We start from the raw sequence: 16,297 nt of genomic DNA on the forward strand, positions 1-16,297 counted from the left end.
TTACCCCCGCTTATGATGTTTTCCGCAATCCCTGCGTTTAAATCACCTTCAATTGAAAGCTTCTGCCTATACTCGATGACAATTCTGAACTTATTGAGTGACACAGCTATGCATCCGTTCCTAAAAGAAAATTGGCTGGACGCCATCAGCCCACCGGGCAAATCAGCTCTGGAACCTTTACTGGATTTGCCTGTGCAATCGACTGACTTTAATCGGAATTGCCAGAGTGAAAAACCATTTCTTGTGATTATGCAGGGACTGTCGGGTTCAGGAAAAACAACAGCAGGTCGGGAGCTGGTCAAGCACTTCAACTGCACCATGCTCAGAACGGATATCGAGCGCAAAAGATTATTTGGTCTCAAGCCGGACGCATCAAGCCATGAAGCCGGGCTGGATATTTACACACAGGATGCCACCCAAAAAACGTATTTGACTATTCAGAAAACAGCTCGCTTTCTGTTAAGCCAGAGTGTTTCTGTAGTCATTGATGGCGCTTCTCTGAAACTTCAGGAAAGAGCGCTTTGCTGCCAGCCTGCCATTGAACTTCAACTTCCCTTTTTTATTGTCAAATGTATGGCACCCGATGCCGTTCTTAAAAGCCGAATTACTGAACGTCAACTCAGCAACACTGACGCTTCTGAGGCGACTGTAGATCTGATCAGACAACAACATCAGTGGGAGGAATCGCTCTCGGATCAGGAAAAAAAGCACACTATAGTGCTAAATACAGCCGATGAGCGCTGGCTTGAAAAACTGTTAAAAGATCTAACAGCTCAATTGAATTGATCTACTTCTCCCTCTTCGGATGCTCATTGCTAGGCAGCCGCAAAGACTCGTCTATCATTAAACTCATTAAAAGAAATTTCATTCTGACTTTCAGAAATATCAAGCACACCCTCCAAGGACGCTTGGGACGATTTGGAAAACCGGTATGGCAACTGACCTGATCGAATTAAAAAATCTTGGTAAAACTTCAGTGCAGTGGCTTAACGCTGTGGGTATTCGCACACTCGAACAGCTTCATGAGGCAGGCGCCGTAGTAGCCTACTGCAAAGTCAGAGATAGAGGCTTTAAAGTATCCAAAGTACTGCTCTATGCTATTGAAGGCGCTTTAATCGGGGCTCATTGGAATGAACTGGACTGTGAGCACAAACAACGTCTGCTCAGTGAAGTGAAAAACTATCAGGGCTGAAACGCTCAGCCTTTCTTCTCTTCCTGACCACACACCGGACAATCCGGATCAGCAGCCAGCTGAAGGCTCTGCCATTCCATAGTAGCAGCATCGAACATCAACAGCCTGCCATTCAATGTCTTGCCTGCTCCTGTCAATAACTTGATTGCTTCCAATGCCTGCATGGTACCGATTGTTCCCACGACAGGTCCCAGAATACCTGATTCCGAACAGCTGAGCTCTTCAGCCACTTTTTCTGAGTAGAGACAACGATAGCAGGGGGCATTTTCCTGCCAGCGATCAAATACCGTTAACTGACCATTTAGACGGATTGCAGCACCCGTAACCAGAGGCACTCCCGCACGGACACTGCAACGATTCACCATGAAACGGCTGTCAAAGTTGTCAGTAGCGTCCAGAACCAGATCACTGTTCTCCAGCAGACTCAGTAGCTCCTGCTCTTTGAGCTTTCCTGGAATGGGGTCTACCTCAATGCCAGGATTCATGGCACTGATTCTTGCTGCCGCGGCATGGACTTTAAATTGTCCGATATCATCGGTAGAGAAGGCAATCTGTCTTTGCAGATTAGTAGTATCCACCACATCCGGGTCAATAAGGGTCAGCCTTCCGACTCCAGCTGCCGCGAGATACATCGCTGCCGGACAACCCAACCCCCCCATTCCAACCACCACAATGTGGGCGTTAAGCAGGCGCTCCTGCCCCTCAATATCGATCTGAGGCAAAAGTATTTGTCGGCTGTAGCGCAGCAGCTGATCGTCATTCATAGTGAGCATCATATTCACAGGAAAAGGGGGAGTGCAGTATACCGTCAGAAGGTGCAGCAACAAGATCAGCAAAAGAGTACAGAAAAGCCCTGACTGTGCAGGGCTTTTCATGAACTGTCAGTCTTGGCCCCGTATCAGGCCTCAGACTCTACGAATTCTGCGTAGGATTCAGCGTCCATCAGCTCGCTCAGCTGACCTTCATCGGTGATCTTGACCTTGAAGAACCAACCTTCATCGTAAGGTGCACCGTTCACTGTTTCAGGCGCTTCTTCCAGTGCTTCGTTAATGGCAACGACTTCACCAGAGATAGGTGCATAAAGGTCAGAAGCGGCTTTTACGGACTCAACTACACCTGCTTCATCTTCAGCAGCCAGAATGGAACCCACTTCAGGCAGCTCAACAAAAACTACATCACCCAGAGCTTCCTGAGCGTGATCAGTAATACCGATGGTGGCTGTGCCGTCTTCTTCGATTCGGATCCACTCATGGGAACGCACATAACGCAGTTCGGATGGAATGCTGCTCATCGAAAATTCCTCTGGTCACTTAACAATTTCATTCTTTTCAGCTGCTATCAGTCACAATCCCGGCCACTGACCGCAACGCACAATCATCTTGAAGGTAGTCGAAAAAGTTGTACTTTTTATCAAGATTGGCATTTTAACCAGAATCCATGACTTCGCCAATATTTCATTCAAGACGAATGTATTGTGTTGACACCACAATATGCAAAACCAACTGGCCAGATACTTACAAAGAGCCTGCCACTGTGACAGACTGAACAAATCAGGGATAACAACAATCTGGAATCATCATGACACTGACCGATGCCCGCCAGTTTAATATCAGCACGCTCTTTGAGCTGGAGTCAGTGCTCCGCCACCTCTCCGTGAAACAATATAAAAAGAGCTCATCTCTTTTATCGAGTTCAGTAGGCACCCATGTCAGGCACATTATTGAGTTCTATCACTGCTTTTTCAGAGGGCTCGATTACGGTGCGATTGATTATGACAATCGTCCCCGGAATCAGCTGCTAGAAGAGTCTTTAGAGCAGGCTATGGAATATCTGAAAAATATCCTCATCCTGCTCACTGGGCAGGATATGTCCCATTATCCTGAAACCGTCTCAGTGGTGGCTGTCATAGATTCGGGAAGTCTCATTCAAACCAGCAGCAGTATCATCAGAGAACTGCTTTTTCTGCAGAATCACACCACCCATCATCTCGCCCTGATCGCCCTGATGCTGACACAGGAGGGCGTCAAGCTGCCCGTTAATTTTGGTGTAGCCACTGCTACCAGACTGCATCGAGCCTCCACTGAAGATCCTTCCGAAGCGTTAACTGATTCTCAACAGCCATGAGCGAGAAGACCAGTCCTACACCGCAGGCCGGTTATATGTCAGGAAGGCTCTGGCACCTGCCACTCCCATATATTTATTAAGCGTTCTTTCATCCACTTTCAGAAGATCGACAATAATCAATCCATCCAAAGCATTATTAAAGTTTGGATCAACATTAAAGGCAACCAGCTCCCCATGCAGTTTCAGATACTGCTTTAACAGGATCGGTATACCTTTGTTGTCTTCCTCAATTTGCTGAACCAGAGAAGAGAGTGTTTCAAAATCCGTCAATCCCAGCAAGTCAGCCTGATTCCAAAAGCGCCCTTTACCCGCCTTCAGTGGGGTTGTCGGCTGAACCAGATCACGAAACACAGCATCCGAGTTATTTACAGACAAGCAGCCCGCCATTAATTGACGGGAAGCCTCGCTGTAATCACTGCTGATGCTGACGGGCCCAAACAGTACCTTGTACCACGGATTGGCAGCCACATAGGCACCTATCCCTTTCCAGAGCATCATCAAGGCACTCAGACTCCTCTGATATTCAGGCACCACAAACGACCGCCCCATCTCCAAACAACTGCCGAGCTTGTGGATAAACTCAGCGTGATAGCGGAATAAACTGCGGGAATAAATGCCATGGACACCTCTGGAGCGGAGGATCTGATCAACCTGCCCGATCCGATAGGCTCCCATAATTTTTTCTTCTTTCTGATTCCAGAGAAACAGGTGCAGATAGTCCTCATCATACTGATCCAGATCTCTGGGTTTACCGGTTCCTTCTCCCACGCCCCTGAAGGTCACCTCCCTGAGACGGCCAATTTCTGGCAACACTTCAGGCAACTGCCCTGAACGGGCGCAGTAAACAATCATTTCCCCCTTCTCCAGCAGCAGACAGTCCTCTGGCAACTGTTTAATGTTGGCTTGCAACCTTTCAGGGGAAACAGGATCGACAATGGGCTGCATTTTCCGTTCTTTAGGGGGCATGGAAACCCGTTTTGTCTGAGACGGTTTATGTGTGGATAAGAGGTATGTATGCAAACGAAGATAATTGGTCAGTGCAGAGTCAGAACTCATTGATTGATAGTCTGAATCATCCAGTTTACGGCCTATGCGAAAGCTCAGGGTTGAACCTCTTTTGTTCAAAAGTTCCCTGATCAATCTGACCGTTCTTAAACGGGGATGAATCAACCCCATAGCCTGAAATAACCAACCATTCTGGCCATCGATGAATACCGGTGTCACTTTCGCCTGTGTTTGTCGGATAATTCGGGCAGCGGTATTTCTCCACTTGGGATCGGTAACCTGCTTTAGAGATAGATCCAGACTGGACACTTCACCGGCAGGAAAAATCAACAGTTGATGACCCTCTGCCACCCATTTTCGGGCTTCTTCAATGGCGTTTACATTTTTCTTTCGGACATTGGTGCTGATGATGTCCACGCCTATGAACAGCCCTTTCAATTCATGAATTCGACAAAGCAATTCATTCGTCAGCACTTTTACATCAGGACGAATCTGCAACAATAAATCAGCAAGAGCTACGCCTTCAATTCCACCAAAAGGATGATTGGCTACTATAACGGAAGACCCTGTGGCAGGAATTGAGTCCAGGCGCCCCGAAGCTACCTGGTGCTGAATATTAAATATCTTGAGTACCAGTTTGAGAAAATCATCTGAGGGGTATTCTTCATTAACTTCTTTTTTATAAATCTGGTCGATGGTTTTCAGACCCAGAAGCCATTCGGCAGCAGCCTCTGGTATACCAGAACGTGTTTTCTTTGGAAGTCTGAACGGAGAGCTTTCAGGAGTCATCCTACTTTCCCTTTCTTGCTTTCTTCTGGCTATGGACCTATTTGAAAATCCTGTCGGCTACACCTCTTTAAATAGCCACAATGCTTTACTTCAGCTCAGGAGATTGACTCACTTCAAATCTTTCGTAATAAACAAGCTGGTCTTCATGAACAAGACTAGGAAAGGTAAATGACAATTCCGTTAACAGGATATGAAAACACTGTGACGATATTCATTTGAGAGATGAGCGAGGTACCGAGACCCCGCTAAAGAATGAGGTAATGAGAGACAAATACGTTTGACACCGTTATCGATTTCAAGTCTTCCTTGAAAATAATGTGTTGCTGGTACTAATCAGCCATCATTTTTGGCCAGTTTGTGTCACCCAGATTGATAAAGCCCGGTATATCCTTTAGCCACTTTCCTTGAATGTCTGCGTCGTAATTCAGATACAACTTATTATCTACAATTTTCCAGTAATTCGGATCACCCGGAGCTCTTTGCTTTTTCTCGGCGATCGCCCACGCACAATACCCACCGTATTGAGGCCGATATTGATCAGGCGCTTTCCTGAACATCTGCAAGTGTTTTTCTGAGGAAAAGTACCATTCTACCCCCAGGTACTTGTACTTGAATCGGGCATTACCTTTAACGGCTTTCCCTTCCGTAAAGTAAGCAACCGTATCGTAACCACTGACGGCCTTATTACTGAACCAGCCGGTATAAAGGTTCTTGGCAGCATAGGCATTGCTACTGTTCAATAACATCAGGACAAATACAGCCATGAGCCAAAAATGCCGTTCACATCGAACCATAAAAATAGCTATCGGATTGGAAAAAGCGGCATTTTCATAATAAGCAGTGCGGATCATCCTGGTAGATGGCTTCAATGTACTAGCCTCCCTGCGGACAATTACTCCATATCCGGATAGTGTCTGACAAGCTCCCGCTCCAGCTTCTATCGTTGATAATACGCCAAGATGGAAGGTGGGCGAAATCCCCGGCGCCGATTGAACCGTCCCACTCGAAAGAGTGTTCAATACTGAATGAAAAGAACTTTTTCAATCCCAGATGTGGGCTTCTGTGCTATCGGCACCATTCACTTCAAGTATATAGTAATTTTTGCCATTCATTAGATAATTTATATCTCTAAATCGAATATATGCAGGGCCATAAAAATAGCAAAACAAGCCTTTAGCCAATTTATCAAAGGCTTTTTGAAGCTCTGTAGTCAGCGATCACAGAAATTACGGGCCTGGTATGACACTGACACGAAGTTGCGATGTCGTTCTGTTTATCTTCAACCATACTGATTTGAATCCCCCACAAGAAACAGAGGTAAGGATATCTCGCTATGAAAGCAAGGATTGCTTTATTACTGACTTTTTTTGGATTCATTCCCATGGTGGCCACGACTCAGGAAATGGAAATTGAAACAGTTCCCCGTCAGGTAACCGACCGAATCATTGTCAAATACCACCCCAAGCCCACCGAGGGTAATGCCATGGCATTCATCAAGCAGGGGATCAGTTATGGCTCCTTTGGTGTTGCTGCGGGAAAGGATAAAGACGTTCTCGAGATTGGTAGCAGCCTGAACATTAATGACGTTCAGACACTGGCAGCTAGTCTGGAAGACGACCCTCAGATTGCCTTTGCTGAACCTGACTACATTATGCAAATCATGCGCGTGCCCAATGATTCCCGCTACAACGAGCAATGGCATTATTTTGAATCGACTGCAGGCAGTAATCTGCCCGCCGCCTGGAATATTACAACAGGCGGTAATGTTGTTGTGGGTGTGATAGATACTGGCATCATCTATCACAAAGATCTGGATGGCAATGTTGTGTCAGGCCATGATTTCATATCACATTCGTGGATGGCCAACGACGGTGGTGGCCGCGACAGTAATGCGACTGATTCTGGCGATGCGGTGACTTCAGCTGGAGCCTGTGGTTATGCCGACGGCCAACCCGTGCCATCGTCTCCCACTGAGAGCAGTTGGCATGGCACCCATGTCTCCGGCACCATCGCCGCAGAGTCAAACAATAGCAATGGCGTGGCCGGTGTCGCCTGGAATGCTAAAATCATGCCTCTGCGTGCTTTAGGCCGTTGCGGCGGTTATACCTCGGATATTATTGATGCCATGCGCTGGGCAGCCGGACTGGATGTATATGGCATGACCCGAAATAACAACCCGGTCAGAGTCATTAATATGAGTCTGGGTGGTTATGCCTATGGTTGCCCCCAAAGTTATCAAAATGCCATCAATGAAGTGGTCAATGCCGGGGTGACTGTGGTTGTTGCAGCGGGTAATGAAAACAGCAACGTCGCTTATGCCGCGCCAGCCAACTGTGAGAATGTGATTACGGTGGGTGCAATTAATCGGAGCGGCAACCGCAGCTGGTATTCAAATTTTGGTCGTCATGTGGATATTTCAGCACCCGGTGGGGAAACTCGCTATTACGGAAATGGCATTCTTTCTACTGCCAATGCTGGCACCACTTCTGCCACTCAGGATAATTACGAGTATTATCAGGGTACCAGCATGGCCACCCCCCATGTTGCTGGTGTAGCGGCGCTCATGTATTCAATCAGTCCTGATATAACACCGGCCAGAGTGGAAGAGATCATCAAACTGAATGCCCGTCCCTTTTCTGGTAGCAGCTGTAATACCAGTCTCTGTGGTGCCGGTATTTTGGATGCGGGTGCTGCTGTACTGGATGCCAGAGATGAATAAATGGCCAGTCTCAGGTACTAACGGGCCTGCACCCTTTATCTCTCGGAAAGAACCTTTGTCTGCCCGATGGGCAGAATCCTCCTTTTCCAGTTCAAGTCTTTCTAAGTCAGCTAGGTTTTAAGGAAGACCTTATTTATTTGAATCTTCAACTTCAGCAGTGTTGGGATTTAATCAAGATTCACGGAGCGGAACCTTGAACACTAAATTTCTACCCACACTGCTGGCCACATGTATTTTCGCAAGCAGTCAGGCTATCGCCGAATCACAGGAAGATGACGATCTTTTTGAACTCAGCCTTGAAGAACTGATTTCCATGGAGATTCCTGACGTCACGTCTGTATCCCGCAAAAAGCAACGTTTGATGGATTCTGCCGCCGCTATCTATGTCATCACCAATGAAGATCTTCGCCGTAGCGGGGTCACTTCCATTCCAGAAGCCCTGAGAATGGTCCCGGGTATGCAGGTGGCAAAACTGAACGCCAATACCTGGTCAATCAGTACCCGTGGATTTAACTACATCTTCGCTAACAAACTGCTGGTTCTGATTGATGGCAGAACCGTTTACTCCCCACTCTTTTCCGGTGTGAACTGGGACGTTCAGGACACCATGATGGAAGACATCGACCGGATCGAGGTCATCCGGGGACCGGGAGCAGCACTCTGGGGAGCCAATGCGGTTAACGGTGTCATCAACGTCATTACCAAGAAAGCATCGGATACCCAGGGCAATCTGCTTTCAGCGGGCGCGGGTACCGAAGAAAAGGCCTTTGGAGCCTACCGTCATGGAGGAGAATTTGGGGAAACCGGTTTCTACCGTGTTTATGTGAAGGCCTTCGAACGGGATGGCCAGGTGGATGCTAAAGGTAAAGATACTTCTGATGACTGGAACATGCGCAGAACCGGTTTCAAATCAGAGTGGAAAACAACTTCTGACTCAGAGATGACGGTTCAGGGCGACCTTTACGAGGGAACCACACGACCTCCTTTACGCCTGTTTGATGAAACTCAACCACTGGACCCACAAAAGGACAACAACTTTGTTGTTGATGGCCTCAGCCGTGATCAACGTGGTGGTAACCTGGGCGCTTATTGGAAAAGAACCTTGAGCGAAACCCACGATTACTCCTTCAGAGCGATCTACGACAACTATCAGAATTTTGATTACCGGATTGCTGAAAAACGTGACACCGTTGATTTTGAGTTTCAGCACTACTATCAGTTTTGGGGCAAGCATGACCTGGTCTGGGGGCTCGGCTACAGAACCACCTGGTACGAGGTAAAAAATACCTCCTATATGTACTTGCTTGAAGGCAAGGACTCGAAAAAAACAGAGTTATTCAGCGCCTTCATCCAGGATGACATCACGCTCAACGAGCAGTGGACTTTCACCCTGAGTTCGCGTTTCGAGCACAACAGTTTCTCAGGCTATGAGGTTCAGCCTAACGCCCGGTTAACCTGGAAGCCTACTGAAAACAGGACTTTCTGGACGGCTCTCTCAAGAGCTGTAAAAACGCCTTCGATCAGTGAAACAGCTTTGCAAACTGATGGAATCACCATCGCTCAAATAGGTTTAGAGACTTATCTGCTGCCCATTAGAGGGAACCCGGAGTTAAAGTCAGAAAAACTCACTGCCCTGGAATTCGGTTACAGGGAACAGTTTGGCAACAGTTTCCGTCTGGATGCCACCGCGTTTTACAACCAGTATGAAGATATCATTGCCTATGTTGATATCAGTCAGTGCCCCGGCAGGCCTATCTCTCCACCACAAAACTTTTGCTCCAATACTGATATTAACTCCCGCTTCTTTGAAATACCGACAACGCTCATCAATGGGCTTGACGTAAAAACTTATGGACTGGAAATCGTAGCGGACTGGCAGGCAAGAGACTGGTGGAAACTTCAGTTTAATTACAGCTGGCTTCAGGTGGATGCCTTGCCAAACAGGAATAGAACCAGTTTTCTGGATGCCAATGAAAAAATTGTTGAAGATTTGAGTGCCTCCCACACGGCAAACATTCGATCCACGATGAACTTGCCTAATCAATGGTATTTTGACTCTTGGATCCGCTACATGGATAACTTGAAGGATGCCAAAGTCGGAGCCAGCACATCACTGGATATACGAGTTGCGAAAAAATTTGGAGACGGTCTTGAGTTCTCAATTGTGGGACAGAATCTCTTTAGGAATCACCACCGGGAGTTCTCTGAAACACTGAGTGGCATCGCTCCAACTGAAATTCAGGAATCATGGTACGCCCAGATTCGCTGGCAATTTTAATCGGATGGAGGAGGATAACTTCATGCCGATGCCAATCAACATGATAAAATCAAAAATCAGCCTGCTGTTAATCACGGCCAGTTTGTCAGGAATGTTCTTTACCAGTACAGCAAAAGCGGGCACACCGGAAGACATGGTCAAAACAGCCATCGTCTATAAAATAACCAAGTTCGTGACCTGGCCCAAGAAAAAGCAAAGCCTCACGCTCTGCATAATGGGCGAAGGATCAATTAACAGTGAGTTGACCAAAATCAACCGTAAAAGCAGTATGGGCAGACGCCTTTCTGTTACCCACAAAGATCTGAATGCTCCTGTGGATAAGCTGTGTGATATTCTTTATATCCACAGCATCGACCAGGCTTCCTCTTCAAAAATGACCCGCAGTCTTAAAGGCAAACCTATTCTAACCATCAGTGACAGTCGTTCTTTTGCTGAGCAGGGTGGATTAATTGGTCTGGCCCGGAAAGGGAAGAAGATAAGCTTCACCATCAACAAATCCTCTGTTGATGCATCAGGTTTGAAGATCAGCTCCCAACTGAAAAGCCTGGCCAAAGTCATTGAGTAAACACAAGAATAACGTTAATCACTCGTTTTCATCCCATTTGGGGTGAAAACCTTTTTTAGTCATGCAATAAATCATGGTGACGTTCAGAAATCTTCCTATCAAGCGAAAACTGCGTTACGGCATGCTCATCACGGCATATGCGGTACTTCTGGTCACCTTGTCCATTCAAAGTATCAGCGATCTGATCAAGTCCCGAGCCTCTTTGGTTAACCATATGGAAACTCTGGCTGAAGTTGTAGGTTCCAATGCTCATGCCGCCTTGATTTTTGAAGATGAAAGCTCTGCTAAAAAACTGTTAACCGGTTTTGGCAGCGCTCCCCATATTCAATCCGCTTTTCTTTTAAATGCTGACGGTGAAGAGATTGCTGCCTATCATCATTCGAACCAAAGTCCCTGGGCTTTCTCACTGCAGGAACCTGCAGATCCGGTTACGCTTTTCAGCAGCACCCGTCTCCACTTATACCGCCCGATTGTTCTTGATCAACAATTGATTGGTGCTATCTACATTCAATGTGATTTGTCACCGCTGTATATAGAGCTGACTGAAAATCTGTTATTAGCATTATTAGCCGCCCTGGTCTCCGTCATTCTGGCCTCTATTCTTGCTTCAAGACTTCAAAGATTGCTGGGTAAGCCCATTACTGAGTTAGCCAATACTATCTCCCAGATGACCAAAAACGAGCAGTATGATCATCAGGTTCAAAAGTTTGATAACGATGAGATTGGTCAACTGTACGATTGCTTCAACGAAATGCTGATGCAGATAAAAGAACGGGACCGGAGGCTGCAACAACACCGTGAAAATCTCGAAGCCTCCGTTGCTGAAAGAACCAGAGAGTTACACAGTGCCAACCGTGACCTTAAAGATAATATTTCTGAATTGAATGAAGCCAAAGAAGCAGCCCTTGAAGCAGCCAAGGCCAAAAGTGCTTTTCTCGCCAATATGAGTCACGAAATCCGCACCCCTATGAATGGCGTGCTGGGTATGTTGGAGTTGTTGAAAGATACGCACCTTGATCGAGTACTGCATGACATTGTAGAGACCGCTTATAACTCGGCAGATGCGTTACTGCAGATTATCAATAACATCCTCGACTTCTCCAAAATTGAAGCCGGAAAGATGGACATTGAATCCATTGATATGAACCCTTCCGAAATCGCTGAGGATGTTTGTGCCCTTTTGGCAGGAGAAGCCAGAGAAAAAGGCCTGGAGTTAAGCTGCTATACCGATGTTGACCTGCCCAGTATTTTGAAAGGAGATCCGGTACGGCTAAGACAGGTTCTTACCAACCTTGTAGGTAATGCTGTCAAGTTTACTGAAGAGGGTGAAGTGATTGTCCGCCTGAATATGCTGGAAGGCAGAGAGAACCGTGTCAAAATCGAATTTTTAGTTGAAGATACCGGCATTGGTATTGCGTCCGATGTGCTGCCAAATCTGTTCTCAGCTTTTACCCAAGCTGACGGCAGCACCACACGTAAGTTTGGTGGTACAGGCCTTGGTCTCACAATATCGAGACAGTTTGTTGAATTGATGGGCAGTGATCTCCAGGTGTCCAGTGCCTTGGATCTGGGCTCCACGTTCTCATTTGTTCTGGATCTGGATGTATCCGAATCCCGGGCAATTAAACCTGTCCATGTCAGTCATGCTCTGGAAGGCATAGAAACATTGAATGTGAACAATAACTCTTTTAGTCATCACATTCGCATTCTTCTGGTTGAGGACAACATGGTTAATCAGAAAGTCGCTGTCAGTATGCTGAAAAAAATCGGATTGACGCAACCTGACATTGCAGCGGATGGCAAAGAAGCACTTAAGATGAGCCAGCATCAGGAATACGACCTGATACTCATGGACTGCCAGATGCCGGAAATGAGCGGCTATGAAGCCACGAGTCTGATAAGAAAACGAGAAAGTACTCTCCACCTGCCACACATTCCGATTATTGCCATGACCGCCAATGCCATGGAGGGAGACAGAGAGAAATGCCTGGCATCCGGCATGGACGACTATCTGAGCAAGCCCATCAAGGTCAACACCCTCAAAGAAAAACTGGACCAGTGGCTTGTCAACGACCTTGAATCAGATATTGAACTTCTTTCCGAAACGATAGAAACAGGAGACAGCCTTGAGCTAAAAAACAGCCTTGAGCTAAAAGACAGCCTTGAGCTAAAAGACAGCCTTGAGTCAGAAGATCAAGAACTGATTTTGAACATGGCCACCCTGAATACCCTGAAAGATATCATGGAAGAAGAGTTCGACACTCTTGTTGAAAGTTATCTTGAAGATGCCCCATCACTGTTGAAAGATATTCAGAACGCTTCAAAAGAAGCAGATTTACAGATTATGATTCGAGCTGCCCATACTTTAAAGTCCAGCAGTAATAACTTTGGTGCATCACTGTTGGCAGGTATTGCACTGGAAGTCGAAAAAATGGGTAAAGATAATCAGCTATCTGATGCCATTGAATTAATCCCCAAACTGGAAAATGCCTTGACTAAAACCACTCACGCACTTAAGTCACTTTGAATTAATTCTTTTCCAGAAAAAGAAAAACCCCGCAGTGCGAGGTGAATGTTGACCGGGCTGACTCCCTGTGAGCATCCTGCTCATTATTTTGCTTCCTTGCCTCTACATTCCATGTAGATTAATAGCCCAGTACTCTAACTATAGACAACCACCCAAGAATGCAAAGTCAACTGAAATAAAGAATAACGCTATTTGTCTTTCAATTGAGTTACAACTTTGAGCATTTAATAAGAAAAAGCCCTTCAACACCGAAGTGAAGAAAGGCTTTATTTACTCATCAGATGTGGGAATCATTTGTTATCAGAATTGTTCAGCCGACAATTCATAAAGTGCTTCTGTTCCAGAAGCTGCAGAAACGAGTAAACTTTCCATCCTGGGCAACAGACGCTTGTAAAAGTATCGGGCAGTAATAATCTTCGCATGATAGAAATCGCCTTCTTGAGTGCCTGCTGACAACTTGACTTGAGCTTCTCTTGCCATCATCGCCCACATCCAGGCATAAGAAACGTATGAGAAAGCATGCAGATAATCATTACAGCTGGAGTTAACCACATTCGGATCACTTGCAGCCTGCCCCAGCAGCTCATTCGTCAGGTTCTCAAGTTTGGCCAGAGCCGTTTCCAGAGGAGCCGAGAACTCATCGCCTTCTCCTTCAGCAATAAAGCTCCTGACATTCGCGGCAAACTGCCTGAAAGAAGCACCACCATTCATGGCTATCTTGCGACCCAACAAATCCAGAGCCTGAATGCCATTGGTGCCTTCATAAATCTGGGCAATACGAACATCTCTGACCAGTTGTTCCTGTCCCCACTCACGAATGTAGCCATGACCACCAAACACCTGCTGACCGGAAACACAACTTTCAAGACCTATATCGGTCAGGAATGCTTTGACGACAGGTGTCAATAAACCCACCTGATCTGAAGCAAGCTTTCTTTCCGTTTCGTCCGGACTGAACTTGGCGGTATCCAACAGATTCGCCACATAGGTTGAAAAGGCTCGTCCGCCTTCGTTCAGGGCTTTCATGTTCAGCAACATTCTCCGAACATCACCATGCACAATAATCGGATCAGCAGCTTTTTCTGGCTGTTGTGGACCGGTAGCCGCTCGCCCCTGAACTCTGTCCAGAGCATATTCGAGGGCTGATTGATAAGACATTTCACTGGTACCCAGACCCTGAATACCGACAAAGAGTCGTTCGTAGTTCATCATGGTGAACATAGCGTTGAGACCCTTGTTGACTTCCCCTACCAGGTAACCTTTGGCTCCATCAAAGTTCATGACACAGGTGGCTGAAGCCTTGATACCCATTTTGTGTTCCAGAGAACCACATTGAACCTGGTTTCTACCCGCCAGAGAACCATCTTGATTCACATTCACCTTCGGTACCAGGAACATGGAGATCCCCTTGGGTCCGGCAGGTGCATCGGGCAATTTGGCCAGAACCAGATGAATGATGTTTTCTGTCAGGTCATGCTCACCGGCAGTAATGAAAATTTTGGTGCCGGTGATGTTGTAGGAACCATCACCATTGTCTTCCGCCCGGGTTCTGATAATGCCCAGGTCTGTTCCACTGTGTGACTCAGTCAGACACATGGCCCCAGTCCATTCGCCGGAATAAAGTTTGGGAAGATAAAGGGATTTCAATGCTTCGCTGGCATGGGCATCAATCGCCAGTGCAGCACCAGATGTCAGACTCGGATAGAGGATAAAGGCCAGACTGGCACTGCTGAACATTTCATCAAACTGGGCACTGAGCGCCTTTGGCATCCCTATGCCACCATACTCAGGATTGCCGGCAATGCCTGTCAGGCCAGCTTCTGAAAACAACCGGTAGGCTTCCTTATAGCCTTTCGGGGTAGTAACACCCTCTTCACTCCAGTGACAACCTTCCTCGTCACCTTCCCGATTGAGGGGAGCAACCGTTCTTGCAGCCAGCTTGGCACCTTCCTCCAGAAAGGCATCAGCCGTTTCACGATCAACCACTTCCTGTGTAGCAGGCCACTGACCCCAACGTTTGTCGGTATTAAAAACTTCGTACATCACGAAGCGCATATCACGAAGAGGTGCCTGATAGTCTGCCATGGGGGACACTCCTGAAATTTTAATGTTTTATTCAAGTGTGTATTTATTTTACCCCAGAGGAACAGGGGCTAAAAGGAATGTTTTAAACTAACGTTTGAATTTTTAACTACAAATAAGCCACAACGTAAATCTGTGGTTTTTTTGATGCGGATGGCAAGTGTCCAGAAGATCAGAAACGGTAATAAAAACCTGCCGAGAAAACGACCGCCGCATAGGAGAACTCAATGCCAAACCCCTTGTAGTCGATGTCCAGAAGAGCCTGAACTATAGGAAAAACACGGCTCAGATATTCCTTATATCCGTACACAATGCCTGCACGATAGCCTGCCTCTATATCAAACCCTTCGTATTTTTGTTGATAGAGAGTGCGCTGCACGCCTCCAGACCAGACTCTGTTACAGTGGGTATTAATGAAAGTAGCGGCATAATAGCCTTTGTAGGAGAAAGCGATCAGTTTATTGTTGCTTTCCTGATCATCACCACCCTCAAGATGCAGCGTCCACATACCCAGGTAAAGATGATCCCGGGAAGGCCGGCCCCAAATTTGATCGACCCAATCCGTCTCCCCGGTAAAACTGTTATAAAGCAAAGAAGTGTCTGCAGTTGATGAAACAACTTCCGCGTGCTGATGCTGGTTGCCATTGCTCATCTGCAAACTGTCACTGCCTGTATTCGCAGACAATAAAACGCCCGCTGGATCTAACCATTGCGATTCTCCCTGATATATCTGAAGATCGTAGTTCATATGATTATTCCCTGCGGCTTGAACTTTCAAGCCGCAGGGAACCAAAAGAAGAAGAAATATCTGTAAGAAAGAATTAATGGATCGCTTAGAAAAACCCGATAAGGGGTTTATTAGTGTTTTCTGTTTGATCATCGCCTCGCCTAATAAAGCTCTGGAGTAGCTCTTATATCTCCACGGACTTTGCAAAAGGAATATTACCGCTTTCCTTATAGACCAGCGCTTGAGGTTAAGCAAAAAACATCAGACTCAAAACAACGCCCGTAAAAAC

At 46.6% G+C, this 16,297-nt stretch carries 13 protein-coding genes; 7 read left to right on the forward strand and 6 right to left on the reverse strand.

The features are described 5' to 3' along the window. Positions 1-108: 108 nt before the first annotated feature. Both KBW69_RS18390 and KBW69_RS18395 read left to right on the forward strand, forming a co-directional pair. A complete protein-coding gene (locus tag KBW69_RS18390; RefSeq protein ID WP_257281793.1) occupies positions 109-786 on the forward strand; it encodes an AAA family ATPase in 678 nt (225 codons plus the stop codon). Positions 787-931: 145 nt separating this feature from the next. After that, complete coding sequence (locus tag KBW69_RS18395) at positions 932-1,192, forward strand: TfoX/Sxy family protein (RefSeq protein ID WP_257281794.1); 261 nt, start codon at positions 932-934, stop codon at positions 1,190-1,192. Positions 1,193-1,197: 5 nt separating this feature from the next. On the opposite strand, the gene KBW69_RS18400 is transcribed toward KBW69_RS18395, so the two are convergent. Then, complete coding sequence (locus tag KBW69_RS18400; RefSeq protein ID WP_257281795.1) at positions 1,198-1,956, reverse strand: molybdopterin-synthase adenylyltransferase MoeB; 759 nt, start codon at positions 1,954-1,956, stop codon at positions 1,198-1,200. Between the two features lie 134 nt (positions 1,957-2,090). Further along, positions 2,091-2,483: a glycine cleavage system protein GcvH gene (gene gcvH / locus KBW69_RS18405; RefSeq protein WP_257281796.1), complete on the reverse strand. Its 393-nt coding sequence runs from the start codon at positions 2,481-2,483 to the stop codon at positions 2,091-2,093. A 287-nt stretch (positions 2,484-2,770) separates the two neighbouring features. Here gcvH and KBW69_RS18410 point away from each other — a divergent pair, with 287 nt between their 5' ends. Next, positions 2,771-3,316 (forward strand): DinB family protein, encoded by a 546-nt coding sequence (locus KBW69_RS18410; protein ID WP_257281797.1) that lies wholly within the window; start codon positions 2,771-2,773, stop codon positions 3,314-3,316. A 15-nt stretch (positions 3,317-3,331) separates the two neighbouring features. On the opposite strand, the gene KBW69_RS18415 is transcribed toward KBW69_RS18410, so the two are convergent. Together KBW69_RS18415 and KBW69_RS18420 are read right to left on the reverse strand one after the other, a co-directional pair. Then, complete coding sequence (locus KBW69_RS18415) at positions 3,332-5,110, reverse strand: lysophospholipid acyltransferase family protein (protein ID WP_257281798.1); 1,779 nt, start codon at positions 5,108-5,110, stop codon at positions 3,332-3,334. A gap of 329 nt (positions 5,111-5,439) precedes the next feature. Next, entirely contained in the window at positions 5,440-5,979 is a 540-nt protein-coding gene (locus KBW69_RS18420; RefSeq protein WP_257281799.1) for a YHS domain-containing (seleno)protein, read from the reverse strand. Positions 5,980-6,443: 464 nt separating this feature from the next. Between KBW69_RS18420 and KBW69_RS18425 the strand changes: the two genes are divergently transcribed. From KBW69_RS18425 to KBW69_RS18440, 4 genes are all read left to right on the forward strand, one after another. Beyond that, a complete protein-coding gene (locus KBW69_RS18425; RefSeq protein WP_257281800.1) occupies positions 6,444-7,829 on the forward strand; it encodes a S8 family peptidase in 1,386 nt (461 codons plus the stop codon). A 193-nt stretch (positions 7,830-8,022) separates the two neighbouring features. After that, positions 8,023-10,107 carry a TonB-dependent siderophore receptor gene (locus KBW69_RS18430; RefSeq protein WP_257281801.1) on the forward strand — a complete coding sequence of 695 codons (2,085 nt, stop codon included), beginning with the start codon at positions 8,023-8,025 and terminating at the stop codon, positions 10,105-10,107. A gap of 22 nt (positions 10,108-10,129) precedes the next feature. Then, on the forward strand, positions 10,130-10,672 hold the full coding sequence (locus tag KBW69_RS18435) for a YfiR family protein (protein WP_257281802.1): 543 nt from the start codon (positions 10,130-10,132) through the stop codon (positions 10,670-10,672). Between the two features lie 73 nt (positions 10,673-10,745). Next, positions 10,746-13,199, forward strand: a complete 2,454-nt coding sequence (locus KBW69_RS18440; RefSeq protein ID WP_257281803.1) for an ATP-binding protein — start codon at positions 10,746-10,748, stop codon at positions 13,197-13,199. Positions 13,200-13,499: 300 nt separating this feature from the next. Here KBW69_RS18440 and KBW69_RS18445 read toward each other — a convergent pair whose 3' ends face one another. Both KBW69_RS18445 and KBW69_RS18450 read right to left on the reverse strand, forming a co-directional pair. After that, positions 13,500-15,284, reverse strand: a complete 1,785-nt coding sequence (locus KBW69_RS18445) for an acyl-CoA dehydrogenase C-terminal domain-containing protein (RefSeq protein WP_257281804.1) — start codon at positions 15,282-15,284, stop codon at positions 13,500-13,502. A gap of 169 nt (positions 15,285-15,453) precedes the next feature. After that, positions 15,454-16,263: a hypothetical protein gene (locus tag KBW69_RS18450; protein ID WP_257281805.1), complete on the reverse strand. Its 810-nt coding sequence runs from the start codon at positions 16,261-16,263 to the stop codon at positions 15,454-15,456. Between the last annotated feature and the right edge of the window lie 34 nt (positions 16,264-16,297).

Source organism: Endozoicomonas sp. ISHI1 (assembly GCF_024606225.1).
GTDB lineage: Bacteria > Pseudomonadota > Gammaproteobacteria > Pseudomonadales > Endozoicomonadaceae > Endozoicomonas_A.